Raw genomic sequence first — 15,510 nt, forward strand, 5'->3', positions numbered from 1 at the left:
ATGATCGATCCGCCGCCCCCGGAGTTCGCCTGCATCGGGCTTACTTGACCCCGTGCATCATCTTCTTCAGCAGCGGCGCGGCGATGAAGGCGGCCAGCGCACAGCCCAGGCCGATCCACATCAGCAGCCAGAACAGGTGCGCATAGGCACCGGCCGCGGCCACCATGTCCAGCGATTCGCCTTCGGGCACTTCGATCGCGGCCAGCTTGCCGAACAGCGCCGCCAGCGTTTCCGAGAACGCGGTGGCCAGGAACCAGGTGCCCATCATCAGGCTCATCACCCGCGGCACGGCCAGCTGGGTCACCGCCGACAGGCCGACCGGCGACAGGCACATCTCACCGCTGGCCAGCAGGAAGTAGGCCAGCACCAGCCACCACACGCTGGCCATCTCGCCGGTGGCGCCGACCTGCTGTGCGGCCAATGCCAGCGGCACGAACGACAGCGCGCCGATCACCAGACCCCAGGCCGATTTGACCGGCTTGCCCGGTTCCCAGCCGCGGCGGTCCATCCACGTCCACAGTGCGGCGAAGGCCGGCGCCAGCAGCACCAGGAACAGGCCGCCGAGGTAGGTCAGCGAGCCGGCGGTCTGCGGAATCACCAGGCAGTCGCGCACCAGCAGCACCAGCATCAGCACGACGATGGCGGCGAAGAACGTTCGCGGCGCAGATGAGCCCGGACGGCGCTCGGACAGCCGCGCGCTGACCACGAAGCCCAGCGGCGCCAGCAGCAGCGAGATGATCGACCACGGCAGCGGCGTACCGCCGGTGATCACCAGCGAGGGCACGATGTCCTTGGTCAGCAGGCGGTCGGTGAAGGTCACCCAGGAGCCATACGACTGCTCGTACATGGTGAAGAACACCAGTGCCATGAAGATCAACACCATCAGCGCGACCATCTGCTGGCGCTGCACCGGCGTGCACTTGCTGCCGGTGAACCAGGCGAACCAGACCAGCACGCCGCCCAGCACCACCAGCATCAGCATCAGTGCCAGGCTGATTTCACCGCCCAGCGCGAACGCGCCGTTGCCGGCCGCCCACATCAGCCACGCCACCGGCAATACACCGAGCATCGCGCACAGATAGATGAGCCATTCGCGCGGCAGGCCCAGCACCTTCTGCTTCAGCGCGGCCGGCTGTGGCGGCTCGGCGTGGCCCTGCAGGTACTTCTGGCCCCACAGGAACATCGCCAGGCCGGCCAGCATGCCGATGCCGGCCGCACCGAAACCGTACTTCCAGCCATAGGCCTCGCCGAGGAAGCCGCACACCAGCGAAGAGAACAGCGCGCCGAGGTTGATGCCGGCGTAGAACAGCGAGAAGCCCGAATCGCGGCGCGGGTCGTCCTTGGCGTACAGCTTGCCGACGATGGTGGAGATGTTCGGCTTGAGGAAGCCGACGCCCATGATGATCAGCGCCAGCGACAGGTAGGTCACCGCCAGTGCCGAGGTGTCGCGCACCACTTCGCCGTTGACCCGATAGGCGGCGTGGCCCTCGAAGGCCATGCCGAGGTGGCCGAGCACCAGCAGGATGCCGCCGAACAGCACCGCCCGGCGCATGCCCAGCCAGCGGTCGGCCAGCATGCCGCCGAACACCGGGATGCAGTACACCAGGCCGCCATAGGCACCGAGCAGGTCCAGGCCGGCCTTGTCGCCGAACAGGTGGTACTTGGTCAGGTACAGCAGCAGCAGCGCCTTCATGCCATAGAAGGAGAAGCGCTCCCACATTTCGGTGAAGAAGCAGACGTAGACGCCCTTGGGATGGCCCAGGAAATCGTCGGAAGCGATAGCGGTGGAATTCATCGCGGAATTATAGGCCTGTGGCCCGATCCGCTTTCAGTAGATCCACGCCATGCGTGGATTGCCGGACTGGCCTGGGCGATCACAGGTACCGCAACCACGCCAGATCGCGCCGTCGCGCCTTGAACCGCGCGAACGCCCGCGTCGGCGGGTACAGCACCACCGCCAGCGCACAGGCCACCAGCAGCAGGCCGGCCACAGAATCCAGTGCGTACAGATCACCGTGTGTCGGCCCCCAGATCGCCAGCGCGGCCAGGTACAGCCCCTTCAGCACATACAGGTGCAGCAGGTAGAAGAACATCGGCGCGGCGCCGACATCGGCCAGCGGGCGCAGCGCACGCGCCAGTGGCGGCCATTCGTACAGTCGCAACAGCAACAGGCCCACGCCCAGCGTCAACAGCAGGAACTGCAGCGACGGCGGGTACTTGGTGATGTTGAACACGCTCATCCAGGTGCGCAGCGTGCTGGTCTGGTACTGCCACGGTGCATCCCCGTACTGGTTGGCGAACCGCAGCAGGGCGAACAGGGCCAGCGCGCCGACGCCTGCGCACAGCAGCCAGCGCTGGCGTTGCGCGGGGTCGCGGTCGCGGGCGAACCACGGCCCCATCAGGTAGCCCAGCGCGATTACCCCGATCCACGGCAGCACCGGGTAGGAAGTGCGCAGGCGCAGCGCGCCGGTCTCGATCCAGTCGCGCTGGTGCAGCACTTTCCACAGCATCGCCAGCAGGCCGTGGCCTTCCACTCGCACGCCGTCCAACAGGTTGTGCCCGGCCACCACCGCGACTGCCAGCACCAGCAGGGCCGGGCGCGGCAGCCACAGAAGGCCGGCCAGCGCGATCATGCTCAGCCCGATGGCCCAGATCACCTGCAGGTACAGCGTTTCCGGCGGCAGCTGGAAGGTCCAGGCGAAATTCACCAGGGTCAGTTCCAGCACGACCAGGAACAGCCCGCGCTTGAGCAGGAACGCGGCGGTGGCCCGGCGCGGGTCAGCCTGGCGCTGGCCGTACAGCCAGGCCGACAGCCCGGTCAACAGGACGAACACGGGCGCACACAGATGCGCCAGCAGACGGCAGGCGAACAGCGCAGGGGAGACCGTCGATGCGTCCATCGGGTCGCTTACCTGATGCTGCAGGAAGAAGGTCTCGCGCACGTGGTCCAGCAACATCAACAGCATCACGGTGCCGCGCAGCTGGTCGATGGAGGCCAGGCGAGGGGAGGGGGAAGGGGGCATGCGATGCAGTAACAGCAAGGTAGCATTAAGATATAACATATCATTTGCTCTGCGCCCAGCCGGACTTTGCCGGGTCGGTCGATTGCCCGTCCACGTACTGGCCCATTGCGCTGCAGCACACGCCCCCATCCTTTGGCACGCTGGACTTGATCTGCCCTGAACGCTAGCGTGGCAGGGATTTTTTGCCAGCAGGGGCTTCCATGAACCACGACGCTGCGCCCAAGCAGCTCACCTTCCGCGCAGTGGCCCTGGCCATCGTGCTGGCGGTGGTGCTGTCGGCCGCAAACGCCTACCTCGGTCTGTTCGCAGGCCTGACCATCGCCACCGCCATTCCCGCCGCGGTGATTTCCATGGGCGTGCTGCGCCTGCTGGGCGGTGGCTCCATCCTTGAAAACAACATCGTGCAGACCGGCGCCTCGGCCGGTTCGTCGATCGCCGCCGGTGTGATCTTCACCATCCCGGCGCTGGTGATCATGGGCTACTGGCCGGACTTCAAGTACTGGTGGGTGCTGGGCATCGCCGGCCTCGGTGGCCTGCTGGGCGTGCTGTTCTCGGTGCCGCTGCGCCGTTCGATGATCGTTGAAGACCCGCTTCCGTTCCCGGAAGGCAAGGCCGCGGCCGAAGTGCTCAAGGCCGGTGAGAACCCGGGCCCGGGCCTGAAGATCCTCGGCCTGTCGGCAGTCATCGGTGCCTTCGTCAAGCTGGCCGCGGAAAGCGGCATGCGCCTGATTCCCGATGCCTGGGCCACCTCGGCCTACGTCGGCAGCTCCAAGGTCACCGCCTTCATCGGTACCAACCTGTCGCCGGCACTGCTGGGCGTGGGCTACATCGTCGGCCTCAACGTCGGCATCGTGGTCGTGTCTGGCTCGATCCTGACCTGGCACATCGCCATTCCGATCTACCAGGCGTTCTTCATGAACACCGATCCGGCACTGGCCGCGTCGGTCGCCACGGCATCCTCCACCGAAGCGGCGTTCGCCATCTGGGGCGCGAAGATGCGTTACCTGGGTGTCGGCGCGATGCTGATCGGTGGCATCTGGACCCTGATCTCGCTGCGCAAGTCGCTGCTCAATGGCGTCAAGAGCGGCTTTGCCGCCGCCCGCAAGAGCGGTGGCCCGGTGCTGGCGCACACCGAGCGCGACCTGCCGATGAAGTGGATGCTGGTGGCCCTGGTGGTCTTCGTGCTGCCGCTGCTGGCCCTGTACCAGGCCATCGTCGGCCAGTGGCACGTGTCGATCCCGATGACCATCATCATGATCGTTGCCGGCTTCCTGTTCGTGTCGGTCTCGGCCTACCTGGCCGGCTTGATCGGTTCGTCCAACAACCCGGTGTCGGGCATCACCATCTCCACCATCCTGTTCGCCTCGGCCGTGCTGGTGGTGCTGCTGGGCGCCGATGGCCTCAAGCCGGTCGGTGCCGGCGGTGCGCCGCTGGGCGCGGTGGCGGCGATCATGATCGGCGCGGTGGTGTGCTGCGCCGCAGCGGTCGGCGGTGACAACCTGCAGGACCTCAAGGCCGGCTATATCGTAGGTGCCACCCCGTGGAAGCAGCAGCTGATGCTGGGCATCGGTGCCTTCTCGTGCGCGCTGATCATGGCCCCGGTGCTGAACCTGCTGGCAACCGCCTACGGCATCGGCGTGAAGTCCGAACTGCACCCGAACGCGCTGGCTGCGCCGCAGGCCAACCTGATGGCCTCGGTGGCCAAGGGCCTGTTCGGTGGCGAACTGCCGTGGACCTTCATCGGCATCGGTGCCGTGGTCGGTGCCGCCATCATTGCCTTCGACAGCTGGCTGAAGTCGCGCAACGCACGCTTCCGCGTGCCGGTGCTGGCCGCCGCCATCGGCATCTACCTGCCGCTGGAGCTGATGGTGCCGATCTTCCTCGGCGGCCTGATCGCCCACCTGGTCGAGCGCTTCCACAAGGTGCGAGCCGATGACGAAGAAGGCCGCGACCGCGTGCACAAGCCGGGTGTGTTGTTCGCTGCGGGCCTGATCACCGGTGAGGCACTGATGGGCATCGCCATCGCGATTCCGATCGTGGTCAGCAGCCGCGCCGACGTGCTGGCCGTGCCGTTCCACCTGCCGGGCGCGCAGTGGATCGGCCTGGCCGTGCTGTTCCTGGTGGGCTGGCTGATCTACCGCACCGGCAAGTACACCAAGGCGTAAGGGAGGGGTAGTGCCGGCCGCTGGCCGGCAATCCCGGAATCCCGTGATACCCCTGGTTGCCGGCCAGCGGCCGGCACTACCGCAAACCGCGCTACGGCGCGGTTTGCTTTTTCTGGCGGCGGGGCCAACCCCGCGGGCAGCCATGACCGATGGCCTTGGCAGCCCCGGCCGCACGGGCCTACCATCGGTTTTTTGCCGTCCTGCGGAGACCCCGATGAAACTGCGTCATGCCCTGCTGCCACTGAGCCTGCTGGCTGCCCTGCCCAGCGTTGCCGCTGCCCGTGGCCTGGAAGTCCGCGACATGGTGGCCATGGACCGCGTCTCCGCGCCGGTACTGACCACGGACGGTGGCACTGTGGTGTTCGCCAAGCGCAGCGTGGACGCCAACCTGAAGGCCTCCACCGCGCTGTTCGCGCGCAACCTGCGCACGCGTGACGCCGCTCCGCCGAAGCAGATCACCCCGGCTGGCTGGAGCGTCAATTCCGCGTCGCTGTCGGCCGATGGCCAGACCGTGTATTTCCTCAGTGCCAAGAACGGCAGCCAGCAGCTGTACGCGCAGCCGATCAACGGCGGCACCCCGCGCCAGCTGACCGACTTCCCGGTGGACGTGGACAGCTACCACGTATCGCCGCAGGACGACCGCGTGCTGTTCAGTGCCGGCGTGTTCCAGGCCTGTGCCTCGGATCTGGCCTGCACCGAGAAGAAGCTGAAGGAAAAGAAGGACGCCAAGGCCAGCGGCCAGGTGTGGGATTCGCTGTTCGTGCGCCACTGGGATGCCTGGAACGACGGCCGCCGCAACACCCTGTTCGTGGCACCGCTGCCGGCAGGCAAGGCCGGGGCGGTCAAGGGCGCCTCGGCGCTGAGCGCGACCATCGACGGCGATGCACCGTCCAAGCCGTTCGGTGGCAATGACGATTTCGCGTGGTCGCCGGATGGCGCCAGCGTGGTGGCCAGCATCCGCGTGGCCGGCAAGCAGGAGCCGTGGTCGACCAACTTCGACCTGTACCGCTTCGACGCTGCGGGCAAGCAGGCGCCGGTCAATCTGACCGCCTCCAATCCGGCCTGGGATGCCGGCCCGGTGTTCAGTGCCGACGGCAAGACCCTGTTCTACCGTGCGATGAAGCGCCCGGGCTTCGAGGCCGACCGTTTCGGCCTGATGGCGATGGACCTGGCCAGCGGCAAGAGCCGTGAGATCGCGCCGCAATGGGATCGCTCGGCTGGCGGCATCACCCTTTCCGCCGACGGCGCCAGCATCTACACCACCGCCGATGACCTCGGCGAGCACCCGCTGTTCCAGATCGACGTGGCCAGCGGCAAGGCCACCAAGCTGATCGGCGACGGCAGCGTGACCTCGGTGGACGTGGCCGGCACCAGCGTGGCGATCACCCGCAACAGCCTGAAGAGCAACGACCAGGTGCTGGTCGGCCTGCTGCCGGCCGCCGGCGAAGCCATCGGCGAGCTGCGCGCGCTGACCCCGGCCGCTGGCGACGTGCTCAAGGACGTCAGCTTCGGTGACTACGAACAGTTCGAGTTCAAGGGCTGGAACAACGACACCGTGCACGGCTATGTGGTCAAGCCGCACAACTACCAGGAAGGCAAGTCGTACCCGGTCGCGTTCCTGATCCACGGCGGCCCGCAGGGCAGCTTCGGCAATGGCTGGAGCTACCGCTGGAATCCGCAGACCTATGCGGGCCAGGGCTACGCCGTGGTGATGATCGACTTCCACGGCTCCACCGGCTATGGCCAGGCCTTCACCGATGCGATCAGCCAGCACTGGGGCGACCGCCCGCTGGAAGACCTGCAGAAGGGATGGGAAGCGGCGCTGAAGAAGTATTCCTTCCTCAACGGTGACAAGGCCTGTGCGCTGGGCGCCAGCTACGGCGGCTTCATGGTCAACTGGATCGCCGGCAACTGGAACGGCCCGTTCAAGTGCCTGGTCAACCATGACGGCGTGTTCGACCAGCGCATGATGGGCTACGCCACCGAAGAACTGTGGTTCACCGAGTGGGAGCAGGGCGGTACGCCGTACCAGAAGGCGGCGAACTACGAGAAGTTCAACCCGGTCAACCACGTGGCGGACTGGAAGAAGCCGATCCTGGTCATCCACGGCCAGCAGGACTTCCGTATTCCGGTCGAGCAGGGCCTGGCCGCGTTCACCGCCGCCCAGCGCCAGGGCATCGAATCGAAGTTCCTGTACTTCCCGGATGAGAACCACTGGGTGCTGAAGCCGAACAACAGCATCCTGTGGCATGACACCGTCAATGCCTGGCTGAAGCAGCACATCGGCAACTGATGACTGCAGCGCCGCCCTTCGGGGCGGCGCTTTTGTTTCGCCATCTGCTGTACCGGTGGGTGCCGACCGTTGGTCGGAACACCTTCCTGATCTGCCGCCAACAGCAGCCGGCCAGCGGCCGGCTCTACCCAGAGCGCCTGCATGCCCTCGACTGCCCTGATCCAGAACGACATCGTCGTCTTCGGTTTGATCGCCGCCACCCTGGGCGCCGTGTTCTGGACCGCCTCGCGCGAACAGGGCCTGTGGAAACGCTTCTACACCTTCGTGCCGGCACTGCTGCTGTGCTACCTGATTCCCGGCATCTACAACACCGTCGGCCTGATCGACGGCCAGAACACCAGGCTCTACAACCCGATCGCACGCGACATCCTGCTGCCGGCAGCGTTGATCCTGCTGACCCTGGCGGTGGACATCAAAGGCATCCTGCGGCTCGGCCCGAAGCTGGTGCTGATGTACCTGGGTGCGTCCGCCAGCATCATGCTCGGTGCGGTGGTGGCTTTCCTGGTGATGCGCGCGCTGCACCCGGAAACGGTGGCCGGTGACACCTGGGCCGGCATGGCCGCATTGGCCGGCAGCTGGATCGGTGGCGGGGCCAACATGCTGGCGATGCGCGAAGTCTTCGACGTCAACGCCACCACGTTCGGCCAGTTCGCCGTGGTCGATGTCGGTGTCGGTTACGTGTGGATGGCCGCGCTGATCTTCCTGGCCGGGCGCGCAGCGAAGATCGACGCGCGCAGCGGTGCCGACACGTCGGCCATCGATGAGCTGAAGGAGCGCATTGCGCGCTTCCAGGCCGAGCATGAGCGCGTTCCCAGCCTCACCGACCTGATGCTGATCGTGGCAGTGGCCTTCGGCGGCGTGGGTCTGTCACACGCGATCGGTGCGCCGCTGGCAGCATGGTTCAAGGCCAATGTCAGCTGGGCCCCGCAGTTCAGCCTGGATGTGCCGTTCGTGTGGGTGGTGGTGCTGTCGACCACGCTGGGCCTGAGCCTGAGCTTCACCCGTGCACGCACGCTGGAAGGTGCGGGCGCCTCGCGGCTGGGTTCGCTGCTGCTGTACTTCCTGATTGCCTGCATCGGCATGCAGATGGATCTGCAGGCGCTGCTGGACCGCCCGTGGCTGTTCCTGCTCGGCCTGATCTGGATTGCCGTGCACATCGCGCTGCTGTGGTGCCTGGGCAAGCTGCTGAAAGTGCCGTTCTTCTACTTCGCGATCGGTTCGCAGTCGAACATCGGTGGCCCGGCTTCGGCGCCGGTGGTGGCTGCAGCGTTCCATCCGGCCCTGGCGCCGGTGGGCGTGTTGCTGGGCACGATGGGCTACGCCACCGGCACCTACCTGGCCTACATCGTCGGCATTACCCTGCGCGCGCTGGCAGGGCAGGGCTGATGGGGTAGTGCCGGCCGCTGGCCGGCAACCTCCTGAACCTGGAAAGCATCGCCTGGTTGCCGGCCAACGGCCGGCACTACCGATGCGTTACGCCACCGGCAATCCGCGTTCGATCAACCACGCCTTCGCGTCTTCGGCGTCCTGCTCGAACCGCGCCGAGTGAAAAGAGGGGCGCCGCAAGGTCCGGCGCGTCGCCACGCGCCCGTGGCCAACCGCGCCCGCGGCTTTACGCCACCGGCAACCCGCGTTCGACCAGCCACGCTTTCGCGTCTTCGGCGTCCTCTTCAAACCACGCTTTCGTAGACCCCAGCCGATACGTATACCCCCAGGCATCCATGTCGGCCATCAACCGCGCACTGCCAACGCCAGGCAGCTGCCCGGCCAGCACGATCTGCAGGTAGCAGGTGGCATCTTCCTCGGCCACCGAGTCGGTGGCGTCGGTATGCACCTGCGCACGCCGCTCCGGCGGCAGCACGATCAGATGGCAGGCTTCGTGCAGCATCGAGTGCACGGGCGTGTCATCGCGCACGTACACGTTGCTGGCGATGATGCCGGCCTCGGGTTCGCCCCAGTAGCTGCCGGGAATCGGTTCACCGGCCGCGACGTGGTGCAGCTGCAGGCCATGCGCGGCGAGCAGGCACTGCGCATCAGCGAAGGCGATGTCGCCCACGCAGGTGATGTCCACGGCGGTTGTCGTATCGGTCATGCGGGTCAGGCAGCCCCGCCCGTGCAGGCACGGGCGGGGCAGAGCATCAGGGTTTGTCCGGGCCTTCAGGCAGCGCCACGGAGATGTCCAGCACATCGTGCTGGCCATCCTTCACCAGGTCGACCTTCACTGCATCGACGTCGATGTTCACGTACTTCTTGATCACTTCCAGCAGCTCGCGCTGCAGCAGCGGCAGGTAATCGGGGCCGCCGCGGTTGCTGCGCTCCTGCGCGATGATGATCTGCAGGCGGTTCTTGGCGGTTTCGGCGGTGGTCTTCTTCGCTTTGAGGAAATCAAACAGGCCCATGCTTACCCTCCGAACAGCTTGCTGAAGAAGCCCTTCTTCTCGACGTTGGTGAAGCGCATCGGGCGTTCTTCGCCGAGGATGCGCGCGACGGCGTCGTCGTAGGCCTGGCCGGCTGCGGACTCGACATCCAGGATGACCGGCTCGCCCTTGTTGGAGGCGTTGAGCACGTCACCCGACTCGGGGATCACGCCGATCGCCTTCAGGCCGAGCACTTCCTCGACGTCGGCGATGCTGAGCATCTCGCCGCTTTCCACGCGCAGCGGGGTGTAGCGGGTCAGCAGCAGGAAGGCCGGCACGTCCTGGCCGGACTCGGCCTTGTGGGTCTTCGAGTCGAGCAGGCCGATGATGCGGTCCGAGTCGCGCACCGACGACACTTCCGGGTTCACCACCACCACGGCACGGTCGGCGAAGTACATCGCCAGGAAGGCGCCCTTCTCGATGCCGGCCGGGGAGTCGCAGATGATGTAATCGAAGCCGTCGGCGGCCAGGTCCTTCAGGACCTTGCCCACGCCTTCCTGGGTCAGTGCGTCCTTGTCGCGGGTCTGCGAGGCGGCCAGCACGTACAGGTTCTCGAAGCGCTTGTCCTTGATCAGGGCCTGCTTGAGGGTCGCTTCGCCGTGCACGACGTTGACGAAGTCGTACACCACGCGGCGTTCGCAGCCCATGATCAGGTCGAGGTTGCGCAGGCCGACGTCGAAGTCGATCACCGCCACCTTCTTGCCGCGCCGTGCCAGGCCGCAGGCCAGGCTCGCGCTGGAAGTGGTCTTGCCGACGCCGCCCTTGCCGGAGGTGACTACGATGATTTCAGCCAAAGGACTTCTCCTGATGATTCTGTTTGGGTGCTGCGTCAGTCCAGCGCAGCGATCTTGATCTGGTCCTGTTCCAGCCACACCTGCACGGCCTTGCCGCGCAGGGAGTCCGGGACATCGTCCAGTACCTTGTAGTGGCCTGCAATGGCGACCAGTTCCGCATGGAAATCACGGCAGAAGATGCGTGCCGCGGTGTTGCCCTGTGCCCCTGCCAGCGCACGGCCGCGCAGGGTGCCGTAGATGTGGATGCTGCCATCGGCGATGACCTCGGCGCCGGCGCCGACGGTGGCCATCACGGTCAGGTCGCAGTTTTCCGCGTACAGCTGCTGGCCCGAACGCACGTTGCCCAGCTGCATGCGGCCCGGCTGCGGTGCGGCGGCGTCGGCAACCTTGGCCACCGGCGTGGCCGGCGCCGGCTTCGGTTCGGCACGGGCTGCGCGACGCGGTTCCGGCGCGGGCGGCGGCGGCGGGGCCGGCTCGGCCTCGGCACGCTCGTACTGAGCGCGGAACTTGGCCAGCAGTGGCAGCCCGAGCTGCTGCGAGAGCAGGTCGACCGCGCTGGTGCCATAGGCCAGCGCCACCGGCAGCACGCCGGCACTGCGCAGGCCATCGACCAGCGCCTGCGCGGTAGCCACGTCCGGCACCTGGCTCAGGCCGCCGAAGTCGAGGATCACCGCGGCGCGGCCGAACAGTTTCGGCGCACGGGTGACGCGTTCGCGCATTTCCTGCACGAGGCGTTCGACATCAAGGGTACGGATGCGCAGGTTGGCGATGCCCACCTGGCCGATCTTCAGTTCACCGGCCTGTTCGTAATCGAAATTCACCGCCACGCTCAGGTCCCCGTCGGCCGCTGTGCCTGCGCCGGCAGATGCCGGGCACGTGTCCATGCCACATCCGGCAGCTTGCCGCCGTAGGTCTCCTGGACCCACGGGTAGCTGCACAGTTCCTTGGCCAGCATGCTGGCGCGCACGTCGACCTGCGGCATGGTGTTCTGGCCCAGCTCGCGGAAGCCGAAGCTGCCGTGGAAGAGCAGGGCGGCATCGGCGCCATGGTCGAGGAAGACTTCGCAGGTCATCTGCGGGTAGCGCAGCTCGGCAAAGCTCTGCGCGTCGGCATAGAACGCACGGCCGACGCCACCGCCACGACGGCGGCTGGCGACCACGATGCGGTCGATATAGAAGAACGGGGTGTCCAGCTGCTGCTTGAACCAGGCGAAGTTGCTGCTGTCGTGCTGGCTGTCGCTGCCGAAGCCGATCAGGAAGCCGGCCAGGTTGCCGTCGCGCTCGGCGACGCGGAAATACTCAGCGGTTTCGTAGAACAGGCGCAAGCGGGCCGCATCCAGGGGAAGGATGGCCAGGCCAGCGTTGTTGTTCAAAGCCAGGACGGAATCGAGCTCGTGCTCGCGCACGTCGCGGATGACAATCGACATTGTGACTCCGTGGGGTAACGCGGTTGGTCCATCAAGGGACCCTGCGCACGATTATTGCATGCCCGGGGTGGGCTGCGGCATGAACAGGGGATATGCCCGAGCATGACTTTCGGCGCTTGGGAGCGGCCGTGCACGGGCTACGATGAGGGATGCTGGCCCGACTGAACCACAATGCGATGCTGCGCTACTCCGGGTTGTTCACCTGGGGCACCGTCGGCCTTTGGCTCGCGATCTACCTGATCGATCCTGTCTCGCTGACGCTGGAGACGCTGGACGGCGAAGCCGGCTTCCGCATCATTCCCTGGGCCTCGGCCTACCTGGCTTTCGGCATCGTGTACTGGGCGCTGACCCGCTCGCTGGGCGAGGGCCGTCCGGGCTTCTTCGACCACGCGGCGCTGATCCTGCTGACCGCCTGCGCGATCGGCGTAAGCTATTTTTCCGGTACCGCGCTGGGCAGCATCCTGTTGATGGTGGTGGCCGGCCTGCTGCCATGGCTGCTGGGGCCGCGCATCGGCGTGGTCTGGCTGGTGGCCAGCAACCTGGCAGTGTTGCCGGTCTATATCCAGCCGCTGGGCTTCCCACCGTTCATCGCCGTGCTGCAGGCGGTGGGCTACATGGGCTTCTCCAGCTTCGTGTTCGTGATCGCGCTGGTGGCCCGCCGCCAGGCCGAGGCCCGCGACGAACAGCGCCGGCTCAATTCGGAACTGCGTGCCACCCGCGCCCTGCTGGCCGAAAGCGCCCGGGTCAATGAGCGCACCCGCATCTCGCGCGAGCTGCATGACCTGCTGGGCCACCAGCTGACTGCGCTGACCCTGAACCTGGAAGTGGCCGGCCACCTGGCCGACGGCAAGGCGCTGGAGCATGTGAAGCGTTCCCACGCATTGGCCAAGCTGCTGCTGGGCAACGTGCGCGAGGTGGTCAGCCAGCTGCGCGAGACCGGTGCCATCGACCTGGCTGCGGCGCTGCGCCCGCTGACCGAGAACGTGCCCTCGCTGGACATCCAGCTGGAGATCGAGGATCCCCTGAATGTGGAGGACCCGCAGCGGGCCCACGTGCTGCTGCGCTGCACCCAGGAGATCATCACCAATGCAGTGCGCCACGCCGGTGCCCGCCACCTGTGGATCAAGGTGTACCGTGAAGCCCCCGACCGGGTGGTGGTGGAGGCCCGCGACGACGGCGTCGGCGCGGAAATGGTCAATGTGGGCAATGGCTTGCGCGGCATGCGCGAGCGCCTGCAACAATGTGGTGGCCAGCTGCAGGTCGAGACCCGTCCCGGCGAAGGCTTCCGGCTGCGGGCGACGGTGCCGGCAACGGTGCTGGTGGCCGCCCTTACCAAGGTTCCTGAAGGAGTGCGTTGATGATTCGCGTCTGCCTGGTCGACGACCAAACCCTGGTGCGGCAGGGAATCCGCTCCCTGCTGGCGCTCGACGACGGTATCGAGGTGGTGGCCGAGGCCGGCGATGGCCGGCAGGCGGTCGAACTGATACCGCAGGTGCGCCCCGACGTGGTGCTGATGGACATGCGCATGCCGGTGATGTCCGGGCTGGAGGCGCTGCAGGTGCTGTCGCGCCAGGAGCAGCTGCCACCGACCATCATCCTCACCACCTTCGATGACGACCAGCTGGTGCTGGCCGGGCTCAAGGCCGGAGCCAAGGGCTACCTGCTCAAGGACGTGACCCTGGCGCAGCTGGTCGGTGCCATCCGCACCGTGGCCGACGGCGGTTCGCTGGTGCAGCCGGCCGTGACCCAGCGCCTGCTGTCCGGCCTGGAGCACATGCGCAACGAGTTCGTCAGCCTGGACCGCCCGGACCCGTTGACCGACCGCGAAACCGAGATCCTGCGCCTGATGGCCAGTGGCTTCTCCAACAAGGAGATCGCCAACTCGCTGGGTGTGGCCGAAGGCACCATCAAGAACCATGTGTCCAACATCCTGTCCAAGCTGGGCGTGCGCGACCGTACGCGCGCCGTACTGAAGGCGTTCGAACTCCAGCTGGTCTGAGGAAAACCTTTTCAGGACAATGACTTGAGGTCCAGTCATGGCCCTCGGGTGGGGTTGCCCTCTACTTCACGGGTATCGGTATGCGGTACCCTTCGAATTCTTTGTCCATACAAATACGCAGCCGGCAGGGAAACCGGTGCGCCAATCCCGATAAACAATGCCCGCGAAGCCTGCTAGGATTGGCGCTTCGCTTCAATCAACCCGGCCGTGGGATCGGCCCCGGAGACTCTCTGAATGACCCGTATTATCGAGTTCCTGATCGCCTTGGGGATCGTGGCTGGCCTGTTCGTCATCATTGGCGTATGTCTGCCGGGCGAGCGTCACATCACCGAAAGCATCGAGACCAACCGCAAGATGACGATCGTGTACGACACGGTCAGCAGCCTGCGCCGCTTCAAGGACTGGAACCCGCTGGTACTGCGCGATCCCGCCGTTGAACTGAAGCTGTCCGGCCCGGCCTCCGGCGTCGGTGCCACCCTCGACTTCACCTCCAAGGACCTGGGCACCGGTTCCTGGAAGATCACCGAAGCCGAAGAGAACAAGCGTGTTGCGATCGCCATCGATGACGCCACCAAGGGTCACGACAAGATCACCACCTTCACGCTGGAGCCGACCGGCAAGGGTGGCCGCAACGTCAAGATCACCCAGGACTACTCGGTGAAGTACGGCTTCGACCTGTTCGGCCGTTATGCCGGCCTGTATGTCAGCCGCCAGATCGGCGACGACATCAAGATGGGTCTGTCGCGTATGGCCAACATGCTGGCCAGCGTCCCGAACGTGGACTACCGCACCCCGGAAGCCCCGCTGACCGATCTGGCCATCGTCAATGTGCCGGCTGAAGACCTGCTGGTCGTCAACGCCGGTAACGTGGACCGCGGTCAGGACACGATCACCAAGTCCATCAAGGACAACCAGGAGTGGATCAAGCGCGTGATGGAGGCCAACGGCCTTGAAGCCGCCGGTCCGTTCCGCATCATCACCACCGATTTCGGTCAGGAGAAGTACGCCTTCGACATCGCCCAGCCGGTGAAGAAGAAGGGTGCTGAAGGTGCCACCGCTGAAGAGCTGACCGTCAAGATCGACGGCGGCGCTCCGGTCAAGTACGTGCACGTGGCCCCGCACCGTTCGGCGCATGCCGCCTACACCGGCCACATGGCGGGTCTGGACGTGGCCCGCAACGGCCTGCGTGCCTGGGCTGTGACCAACGGTTCGGAAGTGGTCGATCGCCCGTACGAAACCTGGAAGGACGGTCTGGACAAGTCGTTCACCCCGGAAGCGACCTACGACATCTACTGGGCCGTCAAGTAAGCCTCGGCTGACCCATGTAGTGTTGGACACGAAAACGCGCCGCTCATTGCGGCGCGTTTTTTTTCATCTGGCGCCCGGCAAGGGC

13 protein-coding genes are annotated in these 15,510 nt (G+C 66.1%); 6 read left to right on the top strand and 7 right to left on the bottom strand.

What is annotated here, in order from left to right:
* Positions 1-40: 40 nt before the first annotated feature.
* Together ACZK33_RS06225 and ACZK33_RS06230 are read right to left on the bottom strand one after the other, a co-directional pair.
* Positions 41-1,795, bottom strand: a complete 1,755-nt coding sequence (locus ACZK33_RS06225) for a peptide MFS transporter (protein ID WP_032127610.1) — start codon at positions 1,793-1,795, stop codon at positions 41-43.
* Between the two features lie 79 nt (positions 1,796-1,874).
* On the bottom strand, positions 1,875-3,023 hold the full coding sequence (locus ACZK33_RS06230) for an acetyltransferase domain-containing protein (protein ID WP_423175765.1): 1,149 nt from the start codon (positions 3,021-3,023) through the stop codon (positions 1,875-1,877).
* A 200-nt stretch (positions 3,024-3,223) separates the two neighbouring features.
* Between ACZK33_RS06230 and ACZK33_RS06235 the strand changes: the two genes are divergently transcribed.
* The 3 genes from ACZK33_RS06235 to ACZK33_RS06245 all read left to right on the top strand — a co-directional run bounded on the left by ACZK33_RS06235 (position 3,224) and on the right by ACZK33_RS06245 (position 8,867).
* Entirely contained in the window at positions 3,224-5,188 is a 1,965-nt protein-coding gene (locus ACZK33_RS06235) for an OPT family oligopeptide transporter (RefSeq protein WP_032127608.1), read from the top strand.
* A 214-nt stretch (positions 5,189-5,402) separates the two neighbouring features.
* Entirely contained in the window at positions 5,403-7,481 is a 2,079-nt protein-coding gene (locus ACZK33_RS06240; RefSeq protein WP_423175613.1) for an alpha/beta hydrolase family protein, read from the top strand.
* A 141-nt stretch (positions 7,482-7,622) separates the two neighbouring features.
* Entirely contained in the window at positions 7,623-8,867 is a 1,245-nt protein-coding gene (locus ACZK33_RS06245; RefSeq protein WP_423175614.1) for a DUF819 family protein, read from the top strand.
* A 226-nt stretch (positions 8,868-9,093) separates the two neighbouring features.
* On the opposite strand, the gene ACZK33_RS06250 is transcribed toward ACZK33_RS06245, so the two are convergent.
* Genes ACZK33_RS06250 through ACZK33_RS06270 form a run of 5 tightly spaced genes read right to left on the bottom strand, consistent with a single transcriptional unit; the run spans position 9,094 to position 12,118 of the window.
* Positions 9,094-9,573: a hypothetical protein gene (locus ACZK33_RS06250; RefSeq protein WP_049398895.1), complete on the bottom strand. Its 480-nt coding sequence runs from the start codon at positions 9,571-9,573 to the stop codon at positions 9,094-9,096.
* Between the two features lie 46 nt (positions 9,574-9,619).
* The gene (gene minE, locus ACZK33_RS06255; RefSeq protein ID WP_004148073.1) at positions 9,620-9,880 is read right to left on the bottom strand and encodes a cell division topological specificity factor MinE; all 261 of its coding nucleotides are present in this window, start codon (positions 9,878-9,880) and stop codon (positions 9,620-9,622) included.
* A gap of 2 nt (positions 9,881-9,882) precedes the next feature.
* Positions 9,883-10,692: a septum site-determining protein MinD gene (minD, locus tag ACZK33_RS06260; protein ID WP_010483375.1), complete on the bottom strand. Its 810-nt coding sequence runs from the start codon at positions 10,690-10,692 to the stop codon at positions 9,883-9,885.
* Between the two features lie 35 nt (positions 10,693-10,727).
* A complete protein-coding gene (gene minC, locus ACZK33_RS06265) occupies positions 10,728-11,576 on the bottom strand; it encodes a septum site-determining protein MinC (RefSeq protein ID WP_050509775.1) in 849 nt (282 codons plus the stop codon).
* Entirely contained in the window at positions 11,522-12,118 is a 597-nt protein-coding gene (locus tag ACZK33_RS06270) for a GNAT family N-acetyltransferase (RefSeq protein ID WP_032127604.1), read from the bottom strand. Before ACZK33_RS06270 ends, minC begins: the two co-directional genes overlap by 55 nt.
* A 149-nt stretch (positions 12,119-12,267) precedes the next feature.
* Between ACZK33_RS06270 and ACZK33_RS06275 the strand changes: the two genes are divergently transcribed.
* The 3 genes from ACZK33_RS06275 to ACZK33_RS06285 all read left to right on the top strand — a co-directional run bounded on the left by ACZK33_RS06275 (position 12,268) and on the right by ACZK33_RS06285 (position 15,425).
* Positions 12,268-13,476, top strand: coding sequence for a sensor histidine kinase (locus tag ACZK33_RS06275; RefSeq protein ID WP_189720710.1), 1,209 nt, complete (start codon positions 12,268-12,270; stop codon positions 13,474-13,476).
* Entirely contained in the window at positions 13,476-14,117 is a 642-nt protein-coding gene (locus ACZK33_RS06280; protein WP_006424175.1) for a response regulator, read from the top strand. The genes ACZK33_RS06275 and ACZK33_RS06280 overlap by 1 nt, the downstream gene beginning before the upstream one ends.
* 234 nt (positions 14,118-14,351) lie before the next feature.
* A complete protein-coding gene (locus tag ACZK33_RS06285; RefSeq protein ID WP_032127602.1) occupies positions 14,352-15,425 on the top strand; it encodes a polyketide cyclase in 1,074 nt (357 codons plus the stop codon).
* Positions 15,426-15,510: the final 85 nt, after the last annotated feature.

This window comes from Stenotrophomonas sp. 86156_Sma, assembly GCF_056481625.1.